15 protein-coding genes and 1 tRNA gene are annotated in these 14,504 nt (G+C 72.6%); 8 read left to right on the top strand and 8 right to left on the bottom strand.

All coding sequences use genetic code 11. The annotated features are described in order from the left end of the window. The first annotated feature begins 19 nt into the window (after positions 1 to 19). From ACO4JP_RS03530 to ACO4JP_RS03545, 4 genes are all read left to right on the top strand, one after another. Complete coding sequence (locus ACO4JP_RS03530) at positions 20 to 1,900, top strand: serine/threonine-protein kinase (RefSeq protein WP_425956008.1); 1,881 nt, start codon at positions 20 to 22, stop codon at positions 1,898 to 1,900. A gap of 106 nt (positions 1,901 to 2,006) precedes the next feature. Next, the gene (locus ACO4JP_RS03535) at positions 2,007 to 2,864 is read left to right on the top strand and encodes a DsbA family protein (protein ID WP_425956009.1); all 858 of its coding nucleotides are present in this window, start codon (positions 2,007 to 2,009) and stop codon (positions 2,862 to 2,864) included. A 65-nt stretch (positions 2,865 to 2,929) separates the two neighbouring features. Continuing rightward, positions 2,930 to 3,002 (top strand) — tRNA-Thr (locus ACO4JP_RS03540). 146 nt (positions 3,003 to 3,148) lie between these two features. Then, positions 3,149 to 3,460 carry an HNH endonuclease gene (locus ACO4JP_RS03545; RefSeq protein WP_425956010.1) on the top strand — a complete coding sequence of 104 codons (312 nt, stop codon included), beginning with the start codon at positions 3,149 to 3,151 and terminating at the stop codon, positions 3,458 to 3,460. A 295-nt stretch (positions 3,461 to 3,755) separates the two neighbouring features. Here ACO4JP_RS03545 and ACO4JP_RS03550 read toward each other — a convergent pair whose 3' ends face one another. From ACO4JP_RS03550 to ACO4JP_RS03565, 4 genes are all read right to left on the bottom strand, one after another. Then, positions 3,756 to 4,865, bottom strand: coding sequence for an IS110 family transposase (locus ACO4JP_RS03550; RefSeq protein ID WP_425955702.1), 1,110 nt, complete (start codon positions 4,863 to 4,865; stop codon positions 3,756 to 3,758). Positions 4,866 to 5,122: 257 nt separating this feature from the next. Further along, a complete protein-coding gene (locus tag ACO4JP_RS03555; protein ID WP_425956011.1) occupies positions 5,123 to 5,524 on the bottom strand; it encodes a hypothetical protein in 402 nt (133 codons plus the stop codon). A 32-nt stretch (positions 5,525 to 5,556) separates the two neighbouring features. Beyond that, entirely contained in the window at positions 5,557 to 6,426 is an 870-nt protein-coding gene (locus ACO4JP_RS03560) for an SGNH/GDSL hydrolase family protein (protein WP_425956012.1), read from the bottom strand. Between the two features lie 52 nt (positions 6,427 to 6,478). Continuing rightward, the gene (locus ACO4JP_RS03565; RefSeq protein ID WP_425956013.1) at positions 6,479 to 7,219 is read right to left on the bottom strand and encodes a uracil-DNA glycosylase; all 741 of its coding nucleotides are present in this window, start codon (positions 7,217 to 7,219) and stop codon (positions 6,479 to 6,481) included. 197 nt (positions 7,220 to 7,416) lie between these two features. On the opposite strand from ACO4JP_RS03565, the gene ACO4JP_RS03570 reads away from it, so the two are divergent. The 4 genes from ACO4JP_RS03570 to groL all read left to right on the top strand — a co-directional run bounded on the left by ACO4JP_RS03570 (position 7,417) and on the right by groL (position 10,705). After that, a complete protein-coding gene (locus ACO4JP_RS03570) occupies positions 7,417 to 7,716 on the top strand; it encodes a DUF3263 domain-containing protein (protein ID WP_425956014.1) in 300 nt (99 codons plus the stop codon). A gap of 40 nt (positions 7,717 to 7,756) precedes the next feature. After that, positions 7,757 to 8,419 (top strand): LytR C-terminal domain-containing protein, encoded by a 663-nt coding sequence (locus ACO4JP_RS03575; RefSeq protein ID WP_425956015.1) that lies wholly within the window; start codon positions 7,757 to 7,759, stop codon positions 8,417 to 8,419. A gap of 129 nt (positions 8,420 to 8,548) precedes the next feature. Next, a complete protein-coding gene (locus ACO4JP_RS03580; RefSeq protein ID WP_425956016.1) occupies positions 8,549 to 8,752 on the top strand; it encodes a cold-shock protein in 204 nt (67 codons plus the stop codon). Between the two features lie 330 nt (positions 8,753 to 9,082). Beyond that, on the top strand, positions 9,083 to 10,705 hold the full coding sequence (groL, locus tag ACO4JP_RS03585; protein ID WP_425956017.1) for a chaperonin GroEL: 1,623 nt from the start codon (positions 9,083 to 9,085) through the stop codon (positions 10,703 to 10,705). A 76-nt stretch (positions 10,706 to 10,781) separates the two neighbouring features. On the opposite strand, the gene ACO4JP_RS03590 is transcribed toward groL, so the two are convergent. The 4 genes from ACO4JP_RS03590 to ACO4JP_RS03605 form a co-directional block, all read right to left on the bottom strand. Further along, a complete protein-coding gene (locus ACO4JP_RS03590; RefSeq protein WP_425956018.1) occupies positions 10,782 to 11,072 on the bottom strand; it encodes a WXG100 family type VII secretion target in 291 nt (96 codons plus the stop codon). Positions 11,073 to 11,220: 148 nt separating this feature from the next. Further along, positions 11,221 to 11,976 carry an HD domain-containing protein gene (locus tag ACO4JP_RS03595; protein ID WP_425956019.1) on the bottom strand — a complete coding sequence of 252 codons (756 nt, stop codon included), beginning with the start codon at positions 11,974 to 11,976 and terminating at the stop codon, positions 11,221 to 11,223. 115 nt (positions 11,977 to 12,091) lie between these two features. Next, the gene (locus ACO4JP_RS03600; RefSeq protein WP_425956020.1) at positions 12,092 to 13,699 is read right to left on the bottom strand and encodes a HAMP domain-containing sensor histidine kinase; all 1,608 of its coding nucleotides are present in this window, start codon (positions 13,697 to 13,699) and stop codon (positions 12,092 to 12,094) included. After that, on the bottom strand, positions 13,696 to 14,445 hold the full coding sequence (locus ACO4JP_RS03605; protein WP_425956021.1) for a response regulator transcription factor: 750 nt from the start codon (positions 14,443 to 14,445) through the stop codon (positions 13,696 to 13,698). The genes ACO4JP_RS03600 and ACO4JP_RS03605 overlap by 4 nt, the downstream gene beginning before the upstream one ends. Positions 14,446 to 14,504 lie beyond the last annotated feature (59 nt).

Genomic DNA, 14,504 nt, shown 5'->3' on the forward strand with positions numbered 1-14,504 from the left:
CGGCCATTACGGTGACGCCATGGGTGACGTCGTCGAGGGAGCGAGAGCCGTGGGCACGGCCGGCGCGCCCGGTCGCCTGACGGCGGGCACGGAGATCGGCGGGTACACGATCCGCTCCCTGCTCGGACGCGGCGCCATGGGCGCGGTCTACGAGGCGGTCGACGGCGGCGGCACCGCCGTCGCGCTCAAGGTGCTGCACGCGCACCTCGACCGCGACCCCGTCGCGCGCGAGCGACTGCGCCGCGAGGTCGGCGCCCTGCAGCGCCTGCGCCACCCCGCCGTCGCGCGCGTCCTCGACGCCGAGCTCGACGGCGAGGGCGCGTTCGTCGTCACGGAGCTGGTCCGCGGCCGCACGCTCGAGGCCGAGGTCGACGAGGGCGGCCCGCTCGACGCCGTCGACCTGTACGAGCTGGGCGACCAGCTCGCCGCGGCGCTCGAGGCGGTGCACCTGGCCGGCGTCGTGCACCGCGACCTCAAGCCGTCCAACGTCATGGTCACCCCGCACGGGCCCGTGCTCATCGACTTCGGCATCGCCCAGGCGCTCGGGGACACCGGCCCGGCGCAAGCCACCCTCACGTCGCCCGGCTTCGTCATCGGCACGCCCGGCTACCTCGCCCCCGAGCTGCTCGACGGCGGCGCGCCGAGCCCCGACTCCGACTGGTGGAGCTGGGCGGCGCTGCTCGCCTTCGCCGCGACCGGACGCTCGCCCTTCGGGGTGCGGCCCACCGACCTGGTGCTGCGCCGCTCGCGCGAAGGCCGCGCCGACCTGGTCGGCGTGCCCGCGCGCACCGCCCGGGCGCTCGCCGGTGCCCTGCAGCCCCGGCCGGGCGAGCGGTGGGGCCCGACCCAGGTGGCGCGCGCCCTCCGCCGCGACTCCGAGGACGCCGCGGCCGCCGCCCGCCTGGCCGGGTCACCGCTGCCGGGCGACGACGAGGCGACCCAGCGCATCGCCGTGAACCCGGACGGCGGGACCAGGCAGGACGGGATGGAGCTCTTCGGCGTGCCCACGATGCTCGTCTCGGCGCCCACGCAGGTGGTGCCCGGTGCGGGTGCGGCCGCCGCCGGAGCCGATGCCATGCCGGGCGCCGACCAGGAGCTCTCCCACGACGGGCTCACGCAGGCGGTGCCGGTCGCCACCGGCCCGGAACCCACCAGCACGGGGCCGGTTCCCCTGGGCGAGGTGCGATACCAGCCGTACGAGGCGGTCGTCGCCGGGGCCCGCGACGATCTCGAGCCCGAGAAGCGGCTGCCGGTCGAGCCGTACGTGCGGGCGCCGCTCCCTCGCAGGGCCGGGCTCGTGGCCGCGTCCCTCGTGCCGCTCATGGTGCTCGCCGCGACCCGGCCGGGCGTCGCGTTTGCCGCGCTCGCGGCCCTGGTCGTGCTGTGCCGCATCGCGGGCAAAGCCTGGGGGTCGCTGGACCTCCGGCGGGAGCGGTTCGGCTTCCGGCGCCGCTCGGACGGCGTGGTCGCGGGCGTGAAGTTCCCGTGGCACGTCGTGGTCGGGGCCGTGGGCGCGATCCCGCAGCTGGTCGTCGCAGCGTGCGTCGGCGTGCTCACCGTCGTCGCCGGCTACTGGCTCTTCGGCGCGGGGCGCGTGATGCTGCTTCCGCGCACCGACGTCGCCGCGCGCTCGGTCGGCGGGATGAACGCGAGCGTCGTGTTCTGCGGCCTGCTCGCCTTCGCGATGCTGGGGACGGCGCTGACCGCCTGGTTCGGGCCGGCCGGCACGACCGGACGAACCGGCGCCCGGGTACTGCTGCGCTCCTTCGCGCCGGGGTGGATCGGGGCGGCCGTCGTGGTGGCGGCATGCCTCGTCGTGGCGTGGGTCCTGGCGCGGCCGCTGCTCGAGATGCCGCCGGTGATCCACTGGTGGCCGCTGACGGGGCCGCCGGACCTGTGAGCTCCCTGTGTCCTTGCGCCTCGGCGCGGGTGCGGCAATGCGGCCCCGTTAGGCTGGCCACGTGCTGCCGTGCCGGCAGCGGCGTGCTCTGACACAAAGGAACGCGATGTCGACGAACAGCCCGAACCTGAGCAAGGCGCAGCGCCGGGAGGCCGCTCGTGCCCAGGCCCTGGCCCTGAAGAAGAAGCAGGAGGCGGCCGACCGCCGCGCCCGCCTGATCACGATGAGCGTGCTGGGCGTCGTCGTCGTCGCGCTGGTCGCGGTCGTCGCCGTGCTCTTCATCAACGACCACAACCAGAACGCGGCGGCCAAGGTCGACGACATCCCGCTCAGCCAGGTCCAGAACGTGCCGTCGACGGCGCGCGAGGACGGCGGCATCCCGATCGCGACCGACCGCTCCGCCGGCGGTACCGCGACGGCGGGCGTGCCCGAGGTCGGCATCTACTTCGACTACATGTGCCCGATCTGCGGCCAGTTCGAGCAGACGAACAAGGCCGCCCTCGAGACCTTCGTCAAGGACGGCACCGCCAACGTGGTGATGTTCCCCGTCTCGATCCTGGACCGCGTCTCTCAGGGCACCGAGTACTCGACCCGCGCGGCCGCGGCCGCGGCGTGGGTGGCCGACCGCGCGCCGGCGACGTTCCTGGACTTCCACGAGGCGCTGTACGCGAACGAGCCGCAGGAGCAGACCGCCGGCCACACGGACCAGGAGCTCGCGGACCTGGCGAAGCAGGCGGGCGTGCCGGCGGAGGTCGCCGCGGGCATCGCCTCGGGCGAGGCCCGCACGACGTTCGGGCAGTGGGTGTTCTCGGCGACGAACTCGGCCACGGGGAACAAGGCCCTGACCAACCCGAAGAGTGGTGGCTTCGGCACGCCGACCATCACGATCGACGGCAAGCGCTGGGACGGCGACTGGACCAACCCGACGGCGCTGCCGAAGGCCGTGGCGGACGCGACGAAGTAGTACCCCGCTGTTCGGCCGGGCGGGCGGGGGTCGGTAGTCTGGTCCCCGCCCGCCCGGCCGGGCATGCCGCCTTAGCTCAGCTGGTAGAGCATTCGCCTTGTAAGCGTTGTGTCACGGGTTCGAATCCCGTAGGCGGCTCCGATCAGACGGCCACCCCGGAAATGTCAGTGGTTCGAACTAGCGTTCGAACCGTGAAGACATGCCTCGGATGTGGCGCACCCTTGGTGCACAAGCAGAAGGTCTACTGCGGCAGTGTGTGCCAGTGGGCGCACCGACAAGAGCGGATGACCGCCGAGTGGCTCCGCACCGGCCTGGCGCCGAGCCTCAGCTCCCGCGCCAACCATTACGTGCGCGCGTACCTCAGGCAGGCGCAGGCGGCGCTGTGTGCGATCTGCGCAGCCCCCGCCACATGGCAGGGCCAGCCCCTCGCGTTCGTGCTCGATCACATCGACGGCAACGCGTCCAACAACCGCCGCGAGAACCTCCGGCTCGTCTGCCCGAACTGCGACTCCCAGCTCCCCACGTTCAAGAGCCGCAACCGCGGCAACGGGCGCGCGTGGCGCAAGCAGCGCTATGCCGACGGCAAGTCCTACTGATATGTAGGTGCGGTCTGTCAAGGGGCAGGGTGAGGCTCCCGCTCGAGGGTGGTGTCCGGGCGGGAGCCTCACCCTTGCTCCTCGCGGCCGTGGCCGCCCGGCGCAGGCGTGTCTTGGCGACGCGCGGTCAGACTGACATTCGCGGGTTGGTTACCGCATGACGGGGTGTTCGACGGGAGCTGGCCACAGGTCTGAGTTCGAGCGTCGCCCGGCAGGGTTGCTCACAGTAGCCGTCGTGGGTCGCTCCTCGCGCTGCTCGCCGGGGGGCGCGGTGGGCGGGGGCAAGTCTGGGTTGTCAGGTGGGGTCGAGGGTGGCCAGGGACCAGCACCAGCCGGCGAGCTCGCGGGCGATGGCGGTCGTGGCGACGGTGTGCTTCTTCTTCTGGGCGCTCATGACGGTCCAGCGGTAGTGCAGGCGCTGGTTGCCTTCGTGAGCGCGGGCGCGCACGGGTGCGGGCGCGAGGTCCCAGCGGGCCTGGAGGGTGGCGCCGACCCGGTAGAGCGGCTTGTGGTGCCAGGCGGCCTCGATGAGCAGGCGGCGGGCGTGCGGGTTGCCTGCCTTGGTGATCCCGGCCTGGCGGCGTGAGCTGCCGGAGGAGTGCTCGGAGGGGGTCAGGCCGAGGAACGCGCCGATGGATGATCCGGTGAACCGGGTCCAGTCGCCGATCTCGACGGCCAAGGCGAACGCGGTCAGGGTCGAGATCCCGCGCAGGCACGCCAGCCGGTGGGTGATGTCGGTGAACGGGGAGTCGGCGGCCATGAGGGCGATCTTCTCGTCGAGGCGGTCGCGGCGGGCCTCGGCGAACTGGACGGCTTCTAGGGCTGCGTCGAACGCTGCGGTGGTGGCGGGCAGGTCGAACCGGATCTGGCCCAGCCAGGCGTGGTGGACCCGGTTCCAGGTCGTGCCGCCGGTGTAGACGATGCCGTGGCGCAGCAAGAGCTTCCCGGTCCGGTGCCGGGCCGCCATCAGCTCGTGGCGGGTGTCCTCGCGAGCCCGGACCAGGTCGCGGGCGGCTTCCTCGATCAGGGTCGGGACGCGCACGGGGGCGAGGTCGTCACGGGTGAGCAGGCGGGCCAGCAGGACCGCGTCACGGTCGTCGGTCTTGACGTGCTCGCCCGGGGCGCGGGCGATCTTCGACGGTGCGGCCAGCACGCACCGGATCCCGGCGTCGTCGAATGCGCGGGCCAGGCCGAACCCGGTGGGTCCGGCCTCGTAGGCCGCGGCGACCGTGCCCGGCCCGGCGGCCGGATCCAGAGCGTCGATCCACGCGAGGATCCCGGCCGGGTCCGGGGCCAGGCGGCGGGTGTGCAGCTCACCGGTCGAGGTATCGATCGCGGCGGCCGAGACGGAACGAGCGTGGACGTCCAGACCGACGGCCCACCGCTCGCTAAAGTGGGTGATCACAGGGGCCTCCCGACACAATGTGGATAGGCCAGACAGGAACAGCCTGGTAACCCACGACCTTGTGCCGGGCAGGCCTCTGCTGACAACAGCCGCTGCCACCGACCGCGTCGACGCGGGCACACGCCGTCGGCGGGCGCGGTGGCGTCAAGGCCGGCCCGCAGGGCCGCCCCGCAGGGGCCGAAGGGCCTTAGACACCACCACGAACGACGACGACCATCACGCCGGCCCCCGCCGCGATCGAGCCGCGGGCCATCACCTCATACCGTCTGATCGGCGGGCTCGTCCGGCTGCTCCGCCTTGTCGGACGGGTGGTCGGCCGGGTGCGACGACTTCTCCGCCTCCTTGCCGACCCACCGCGCCACGACGGCGGCGAGGGCGACGGCGGCCGCGCCCATGCCGAGCACGAAGCCCAGGATCTTGCTCGACGGGCGGTCCTCGGCGTTGAGCTCGGCGGCCTTCTGGTCGGCGTGCTCGCGCGTGGAGTCGCCCCACCCGGCGGCCTTCGCCGCGCCGGAGACGACGTGCGGAGCCACCTTCTCCTCCCACGTCGGCCGGACGGCCTCGATGCCGTCCTCGACCGCCTTCTTGACGGAGCCCGCCACCTTGTCGGCTGCGTCCGCGATCTTCTCGGTCGTGCTGTGGCCGTGTTCCTGGCTCATGGGACCTCCCCGTCCGCGCTGGTCATTCCAACTTATCCACGGGAGTCGGGCCAGCGCACGGGCAGCGGCCACTTCGCGGCGCGCCCGTCGCCGCTCGAGGTGTGCCGGATGCGCCGCTTGACCCACGGCACGACGTACTCGCGCGCCCACTCGGCGTCGGCCCTGGCCTTCTGCGCGAACGGCGCCGGCGGGACCGGGTCGAGCGGCAGGTCGTACGCGGCGTCGTCGGGCGCGAGGCGCAGCGCGTCGAGCGCCGCGTTCATGACGCGGCGGTGTCCCTCGGGCGTGAGGTGCAGGCGGTCGTCGGCCCACATCCGCAGGTCGAAGAGCGCCCGCATGCCCCACAGGTCGAGCACGTGCGCGCCGTGCCGCTGCGCGATCGACCAGATGTTCGCGTTGTAGGTGCCGACGCGGCTCCGGATGAAGCTCAGGGCACCGCCCGCCTTGAAGCCGGTGCCCAGCAGCACGTCCGCCCCGGTGGCGCGGATGGTGGCGACGGCGTCCTCGAGGGCCTGCGAGATGTCGTCGACGTCGACGCCGGGGCGCAGGACGTCGTTGCCGCCGCCGATGAGCGACACCAGGTCGGGCTTCAGGCCGAGCGCGATCGGCACCTGCTCGGTGACGATCGGTCGCAGGAGCCGGCCGCGGATCGCGAGGTTCGCATACTCCAGCGGGTCGAGCCCGACGGCGACGCGCCGCGCGGACAGCGTGTCGGCGAGCCGGTCCGCCCAGCCCCGCTGGACGCCGTCGGATGCCGGGGCGCCGGCGCCGCCGTCGGCCGGGTACGGGTCCCACAGCCCCTCCGAGAACGAGTCGCCGAGGGCGACGTACCGCGTCCAGCGGGGCGCGCCCGCGGCGTCGGCGTGGGGGCCAGGGATGTGCTGCGTCGGGTTCTCGCTCACGCGGCGATTATGCCCCTGGCGACTTTCCACGCGACCGGGCACGGGCGGACCGCTACGGGAGGTGCCAGTCCACCGGTACCCCGCCCTGCTGCTCGAGCAGAGCGTTGACCTGCGAGAACGGGCGGCTGCCGAAGAACCCGCGATGGGCCGACAGCGGGCTCGGGTGCGCGCTCTCGACGAACGGCACCGACCCGAGCCACGGCTTGAGCGACGCCGCGTCCCGGCCCCACAGGATCGCGACGAGCGGCCCGCCGCGAGCGACGAGCGCCCGGATCGCCGCCTCGGTCACGGCCTCCCAGCCCTTGCCCCGGTGCGACGCCGCCCGGCCCGGCTCCACGGTCAGCACCCGGTTGAGGAGCATCACGCCCTGGTCGGCCCAGGGCCGCAGGTCGCCGTTCGACGGCGGCGGGGCGTCGACGTCGGCCATGAGCTCGGTGTAGATGTTCGCCAGCGAGCGGGGGACGGGCCGCACGTCGGGCTGGACGGAGAACGACAGCCCCATCGGGTGCCCGGGGGTCGGATAGGGGTCCTGCCCGACGACGAGCACGCGCACGTCGGCGAACGGCCGCCGGAACGCGTGCAGCACGTCCGCCCCGGCGGGCAGGTACTGCCGCCCGGCGGCGAGCTCGCCGCGCAGGAAGTCGCCCATCGCATGGATCCGCGGCTCGACGTCGGCGAGGGCCTCCGCCCAGCCAGGGTCGATCACCTCGGCGAGCGGGAGGCGCGCCGCGGCGGTCGGGCTCGGCGCGGGCGGCGAGGTCGGCTGCGGCGGCGGGGCGGGCGTCGTCGTCACGACGGCGAGGCTACCCGCCGCCGGTGGCGGCGTGCGGGGCCCGGGCGCCCGCTCCGGGCCCGGACGCCCACGAACACTCCCTTTCGACGTCGTACTTCCTGGCGTTCCGGCCGCCAGAACGCCAGGAAGTGCGACGCCGAAAGGGGAGATGCGCCGGTGAATGACATCGGTGTGGTTCGCGGCCTAACCTGAAGGACATGAGCGAGATCGTCCTGAAGCCCGTCGAGGCGCCCGCCGACACCCGGGACCTCTCCGAGCGGGATCGCGAGATCCTCGCCTTCGAGCGGCAGTGGTGGAAGTACGCCGGGGCGAAGGAACAGGCGGTGCGCGAGCTGTTCGACATGTCGGCGACGCGCTACTACCAGGTGCTCAACGCGCTCATCGACACCCCGGAGGCGCTCGCCGCGGACCCGATGCTCGTCAAGCGGCTCCGGCGCCTGCGTGCCACCCGTCAGCGGGCACGGTCGGCCCGTCGTCTGTCCGAGGGCGGCGCCTGAGAGCACACGGCGCCCAGCGCGAGCCGCTACCCTGTCCGCCGTGAGCCGCAGCCAGTATCCGTACCCGCCCGACGAGTTCGACGTTCGCGGACCTGACGACGCACCTGTCGGCGTGCACCGCGCTCCCCGCTCCAGGTGGAGCAGCGTATGGCCGTTCCTGCTGGTCGCGATCGTGGCAGTGGCGGTCGCCGTCGCCGGCGTCACCTTCCTGTCCCGCGACACGGGTACGGCGGGCGGCGCGGCCACGACCGCCCAGTCCCAGCCTACCGGCGGCGCCTCCGCCGATGCGACGGATCCTGCCGCAGGCGGGGACGACGCGGCGGCGTCCGAGCCGCCGGCGGCGGAGACGCCCGCCGCCGACGACGGCTCGAAGGCCGCGGCTGCCCCGGACGTCGCGGCGCTCGTCGCGGCCGCCAACACCGGCGCGCAGATCCGGGTGCTCAACGACAGCGGCATCAACGGCGAGGCCAAGAAGGGTACCGACGCGCTGGCGGCGCAGGGCTTCACCAACGCGGCGGCCGAGACGTTCTCCGGCAGCAGCAGCCCCGACGTCACGAGCGTCTGGTACGCCGCCGACCGCTCCGACACCGCTGCGGCCGTCGCAGCGATCCTCGGGATCCCGGCGGAGAACGTCTCGCAGCAGACCCTCGCGAAGGGCGACGTCGTCGTGATCATCAAGAGCGCGCTCACCCCGGCCGGCTGACGTCTGCGCAGGTCGCGCAGGACAAACGCGCCGTTTCGGTGTTTCCTCCATGTGAGCGGGGCCACTAGGCTCGCGCACACCCGGGACCAGCCAGTGCCCCGGGCTGGGGAGAAGCACAAGGAGAAGTTCATGGCGCAGGGCACCGTCAAGTGGTTCAACGCTGAGAAGGGCTACGGGTTCATCACCCCGACCTCGGGCGGCCAGGACCTGTTCGTTCACTACAGCGCGATCGAGACGGACGGGTACCGCACCCTCGACGAGGGGCAGCAGGTCGAGTTCGAGGTCGGTCAGGGCACCAAGGGCCCCCAGGCGGAGCAGGTCCGCCCTCTCTGACCACTGACGCACCACCGCCGAGGTGCCGCTCCCGCGGAGGGGAGCGGCACCTCGGCGTCGTCGTGTCGCGATGCGACCGGCGGGGGTTCCGCCCCTGGCGGATCGTCTTGCACTCACCGGGGGCGAGTGCCAATATGGCGTTAGCACTCTCCCGTGTCGAGTGACAGCAGCGCCGTCGGACGGCACTGTGGGCCCGGCCGGGGAGTGGCCCGAAATCTGGCCGACTGGTGAGGCCTGTGCCTGCGCGTGACCTGAACGCGCTGGTGCACGCCGTCCGTCGCGGGCACCTCGTCGGCCGTGCAGAAGCCATCCAGCGGAGGACAAGTCCCCATGGCCAAGATCATTGCGTTCGACGAGGAGGCTCGTCGTGGCATGGAGCGCGGTCTCAACGCGCTCGCCGACACCGTCAAGGTGACCCTGGGCCCCAAGGGCCGCAACGTCGTGCTCGACAAGAAGTGGGGCGCCCCGACGATCACCAACGACGGCGTGTCCATCGCCAAGGAGATCGAGCTCGACGACCCGTTCGAGAAGATCGGTGCGGAGCTCGTCAAGGAGGTCGCCAAGAAGACGGACGACGTCGCCGGTGACGGCACGACGACCGCCACGGTGCTCGCCCAGGCCCTGGTCAAGGAAGGCCTGCGCGTCGTCGCCGCCGGCGCCAACCCGATCGCCATCAAGCGCGGCATCGAGAAGGCCGTCGAGGCCGTGACCGAGCAGTTGCTCAACGCCGCCAAGGAGATCGAGACCAAGGAAGAGATCGCCGCCACGGCTGCCATCTCGGCCGGCGACCCGGCGATCGGCGAGCTCATCGCCGAGGCGCTCGACAAGGTCGGCAAGGAGGGCGTCATCACGGTCGAGGAGTCCAACTCCTTCGGCCTGGAGCTCGAGCTCACCGAGGGCATGCGCTTCGACAAGGGCTTCCTCGCCCGCTACTTCGAGACGGACCCGGAGCGCCAGGAGGCCGTCCTCGAGGACGCGTACGTCCTGCTCGTCGAGTCGAAGATCTCGAACGTCAAGGACATGCTGCCGATCCTCGACCAGGTCATGAAGCAGGGTCGCTCGCTGCTCATCATCGCCGAGGACGTCGAGGGCGAGGCCCTGGCCACCCTCGTGCTGAACAAGATCCGCGGCACCTTCAAGTCCGTCGCCGTCAAGGCCCCGGGCTTCGGCGACCGCCGCAAGGCCATGCTGCAGGACATCGCGATCCTCACCGGCGGCCAGGTCATCACCGAGACGGTGGGCCTCAAGCTCGAGAACGCGACGCTCGACCTGCTCGGCCAGGCCCGCAAGGTCGTCGTCAGCAAGGACGAGACCACGATCGTCGAGGGCTCCGGCGACGCCGACCTCATCGCCGGTCGCGTGAACCAGATCCGTGGCGAGATCGAGAAGTCGGACTCCGACTACGACCGCGAGAAGCTCCAGGAGCGTCTCGCCAAGCTGGCCGGCGGCGTCGCCGTCATCAAGGCCGGCGCGGCCACCGAGGTGGAGCTCAAGGAGCGCAAGCACCGCATCGAGGACGCCGTCCGCAACGCGAAGGCTGCCGTCGAGGAGGGCATCGTCGCCGGTGGTGGCGTGGCCCTCATCCAGGCTGGTGCCGCTGCGTTCGCCAAGCTCGAGCTCGAGGGTGACGAGGCCATCGGCGCCACGATCGTCCAGGCCGCCATCTCGGCCCCGCTCAAGCAGATCGCGATCAACGCCGGTCTCGAGGGCGGCGTCGTGGCGGAGAAGGTCAAGAACCTCCCGGCCGGCCACGGCCTCAACGCCGCCACCGGCGTGTACGAGGACCTGCTCGCCGCGGGCGTCAACGACCCGGTCAAGGTGACCCGCTCGGCGCTCCAGAACGCCGCGTCGATCGCCGCGCTGTTCCTCACCACCGAGGCCGTCGTGGCCGACAAGCCGGAGAAGGCTTCGGCCATGCCGGCCGGTGGCGACATGGGCGGCATGGACTTCTGATCCACGCGCGCTGAACGAACGACGGCGGCCCGTCACCCTTCGCGGGGTGGCGGGCCGCCGTCGTGCGTGGGGTTGCTCAGCGCGTCGCGAACAGGCGTGCGGCCTGCGTCTCCGCGTCCGCGTAGGTGCGGGCCGCCGAGGACAGCGCGAGCTGGATCGCGTCCAGGGCCTGCTCCACCTGGGTCTGCGCCGACTGCCACTGGGTCATCACACCGCCGAACGCCGTCGCGGCGCCGCCGTGCCAGCTCGCCTGAAGGTCCTGCAGATGGCGCACCATGGCGCCCACCTCGCCCCGGATCGTGCCCACCGATCCGCTCACCGCGGCGCTCGCCTGCGCCACCCGCTCGCTGTCGACGTCGTACCGCATGTCCGTCCCCGTCCCGCGGGCGCACAGGCCCGCCGTCGTCCCGCCCGGGCTGTCCGGGCGGGACGACGGTAGGCGTCTTGCGTCAGTCGCGCGGGTGGGTTTCCACAGGGTGTGGACGGCGAGGTCTCGGCGAGCTACCGCCCAGGGCTCAGGCCTCGGGCGTCTCCGAGGTCTCGGAAACGTCGGCGGTCTCTGCCTCCTCCTCCGGCGGCAGCATGGCCTGCTCCTTCAGGAGCCGCGAGAGCTCGGCCTCGACGTTCTGGCGGGCCGGGTTCTCCCACGCCGCGCCCATCGGGCTGGAGAAGATCTGCCCGCGCTGGAGCAGCCGCTCGAGGATGCGGATGCGCGCTCGCAGGAAGTCGCGCGTGGGGATGTGCGCGTACTCGGCGCGGACCGCGGCGACGTAGAGCTTGTAGTGCTGCGGCTCGATCGCGAGCATCGACAGGTCGGCGTCGTTGAGAACCTGCGAGTCCGAGTCGCCCGCCGCGGGCTGGTGCCGCAGCAGCGAGTCGACCAGTGCGGCGACGCGGTCGGCGTTGGCCGACGGCACACCGAGCTGCGTCAGCTCCTTGCGCGCGAGCTCTGCGCTGGCGGTCGTCTGCTCGCCGCCCCAGAGCGCGTAGGTCGTCTTGGCGTCGGACGCGAAGACCGCCCCGTGGTACCAGGCGGCGAGCCGCACCAGGTCGGGGTCGTGCGTCTCCTGCGACAGCTCGTCGACGCGGTGGAGCGTCGTCGCGAGGTGCTTGAGGTTGTGGAAGTGGCGAGCCTCGCCCGACCACCGTTCGACCAGGGACTCGGCAGTGTCTGCGAGCTCCTGGTCCGTGGCGGTGGCGCCGGCGCCGCGGGCGGCGCGGGCGAACGAGGAGCGGAACCACTGCGGTGCGTCATTCCAGTTGACGCCCATGGATATCAGACCTTTGGTCGGTGACTACGACGTGTCCTCATTGCCAGCGTACGACCCCGCGTGGTTCACGAGGGGAGGCAGGGCGACGACGACGCGCCATCGTAGCGGGCCACCGTCAGAGGGTGAACCCTGTCCCTACGGGAGCGGTGGTCCGGGCGAGCGGAAGCTGCACCCGGACCACGAGCCCGCCGCCCGCCATCGGCGCCGTCTCCACGTGGCCGCCGTGCGCACCGACGATGGCCGCGACGATCGCCAGCCCCAGTCCGGACCCGCCCGACTCACGGTTGCGCGACGAGTCGGCCCGGTAGAACCGCTCGAACATCCGGGCCGCCTGCCGCGGCGTCACGCCCGGCCCGTGGTCGCGGACCTCGAGCACGGCCGTCCCGCCGCCGCGCCCCTCGGCGCCCGGCATCGCGGCGCCCGCCATCGTGCCGATCGCCAGCTCCGCGGGCGTCCCGGCCGGCGTGTGCCGCGCGACGTTGCCGACCAGGTTGGTGAGCACCTGGCGCAGGCGGTCGCCGTCCCCGGTCACCACGAGGCCCGACGGCGGTGCTTGCCCGTCGAGCCCGACGACGGACACGGCGCGCGACGGGTCGAGCGCGCGCAGGTCCTGGGCGGCGTCGGCGGCCATGGGCACGAGGTCGACGGGGTCACTGCGCAGCTCGCGCCCCTCGTCCATGCGCGCGAGCTCGAGCAGGTCGTTGACGAGCGTGCCCATGCGGCGCGCGGCGTCCTCGATGCGGACCATCGTGTCGTCGACCTGGTCGTCCGAGTCGAGCGCGCCCATCCGGTACAGCTCGCCGTAGCCGCGGATCGTGGCGAGCGGGGTGCGCAGCTCGTGGCTGGCGTCCGAGACGAACCGGCGCATGCGCCGCTCCGACTCCTCGCGCACGGCGAACGCGTGCTCGATCTGCGCGAGCATCGCGTTGAGCGACGCGCCGAGCGAGCCGACCTCGGTGGTGGGGGGCGCGGCGGGCACGCGCCGGGCGAAGTCGCCCGCGGCGATCGCGGCCGCCGTCGTCTCGATCTCCCGCAGCGGGCGCAGCGACCGGTGCACCAGCAGCCACGCCGCGACGGCGCCCAGCGCGATGATGCCGACGCCCACACCGAACAGCGTGAGGGCGAGGAAGCGCGACGCCTCGTGCACGTCGGACAGCGGCAGCGCGACGAACGCGATGCCCGGCTCGGGCGGCAGCCCGGACCCGAGGTTGATCGCGGAGACGCGGACGGCGACGACCCGCCACTGGGTGGCGTGCGTGCCCCCGGTCGACTTCACGGTGAACGGCGTGCCCTCGCGGACCTTGGCGTCGGCGGCGGACAACCGCGGGATGACCGGCCGGCCGTCGAGGCCGATGGTCGGCGACCAGGAGGTCGACTGCTCGCCCGAGCCCGTGCGCACCAGCACGTAGTAGTCGCTGGGGCCCGTGTTGGCCGAGAAGATCGTCTGCTGGAGGGCGTCCGGGTTGCCGGCGGTGCGAGCGAGCTGCTCGTCGACCTGCAGGACCAGGTAGCGCGAGACGATCGCCTGCGTGGCCAGGCCGGTCGCGAGCAGGCCGGCCGCGAGCAGCACGGCGATGGTCGCGACCAGCCGGGCCCGCAACGGCTGCCGGTCGAACCAGCCGGAGACCCGTCTGACGACGCGGGTGCGCCCGACCGCCGGCTTCTCCGTCGGTTCGTCCGTCAGCCCGTCCTCCCCGTGCAGGTCGATCGGGATCACGCTCACACGCGTGCCGCCTGCGGCGCCCGCAGCAGGTAGCCGATGCCGCGCTTGGTGTGGATCAGCGGCGGCAGCGCCTCGTCGGCGCCGTCGACGCCGGGCACCTTGAGGGAGTCGATCTTGCGGCGCAGGTAGGAGATGTAGGACTCGACGATGTTGGCGTCGCCGCCCCAGTCGTACTGCCAGACGTGGTCGAGGATCTGCGCCTTCGACAGCACGCGGCCGGAGTTGAGCATGAGGTAGCGCAGCAGCTTGAACTCGGTGGGGGACAGCTCCACCTCGACGCCGGCGCGGCGCACCTCGTGCGAGTCCTCGTCGAGCTCGAGGTCGCCGACGCGCAGCACGGCGTCGTCGTCCGGGAGCGTGGCGTTGGTCCGCCGCAGGACAGCGCGGATGCGGGCCACGACCTCCTCGAGCGAGAACGGCTTCGTGACGTAGTCGTCGCCGCCGACCGTGAGGCCCTGGACCTTGTCCTGCGTGTCGTCCTTCGCGGTGAGGAAGAGCACAGGGGTGTGCCGGCCGGTCTCGCGCATGCGGCGCGTCACGGTGAACCCGTCCATGTCGGGCAGCATGACGTCGAGGACCACAAGGTCGGGCTCGAGGTCGCGCACGAGCTGGAGGGCACCTTGCCCGTCGCCGGCAGCATGCACCTCGAAGCCGGCGAACCGCAGGGACGTGGACAGCAGCTCGCGGATGTTGGGCTCGTCGTCGACGACGACGAGGCGAGCCTCCGGCGTGGAAGTGGCGCTCATGGTGCCAGTGTGCGACGGATCGCTGGATAGCGGCTGGGAAGTTTCCTGGGTGCTCCCTG

Origin of the sequence: Xylanimonas sp. McL0601 (genome assembly GCF_049852175.1) — a bacterium.
In the GTDB taxonomy this organism is placed as follows: Bacteria; Actinomycetota; Actinomycetes; order Actinomycetales; family Cellulomonadaceae; genus Xylanimonas.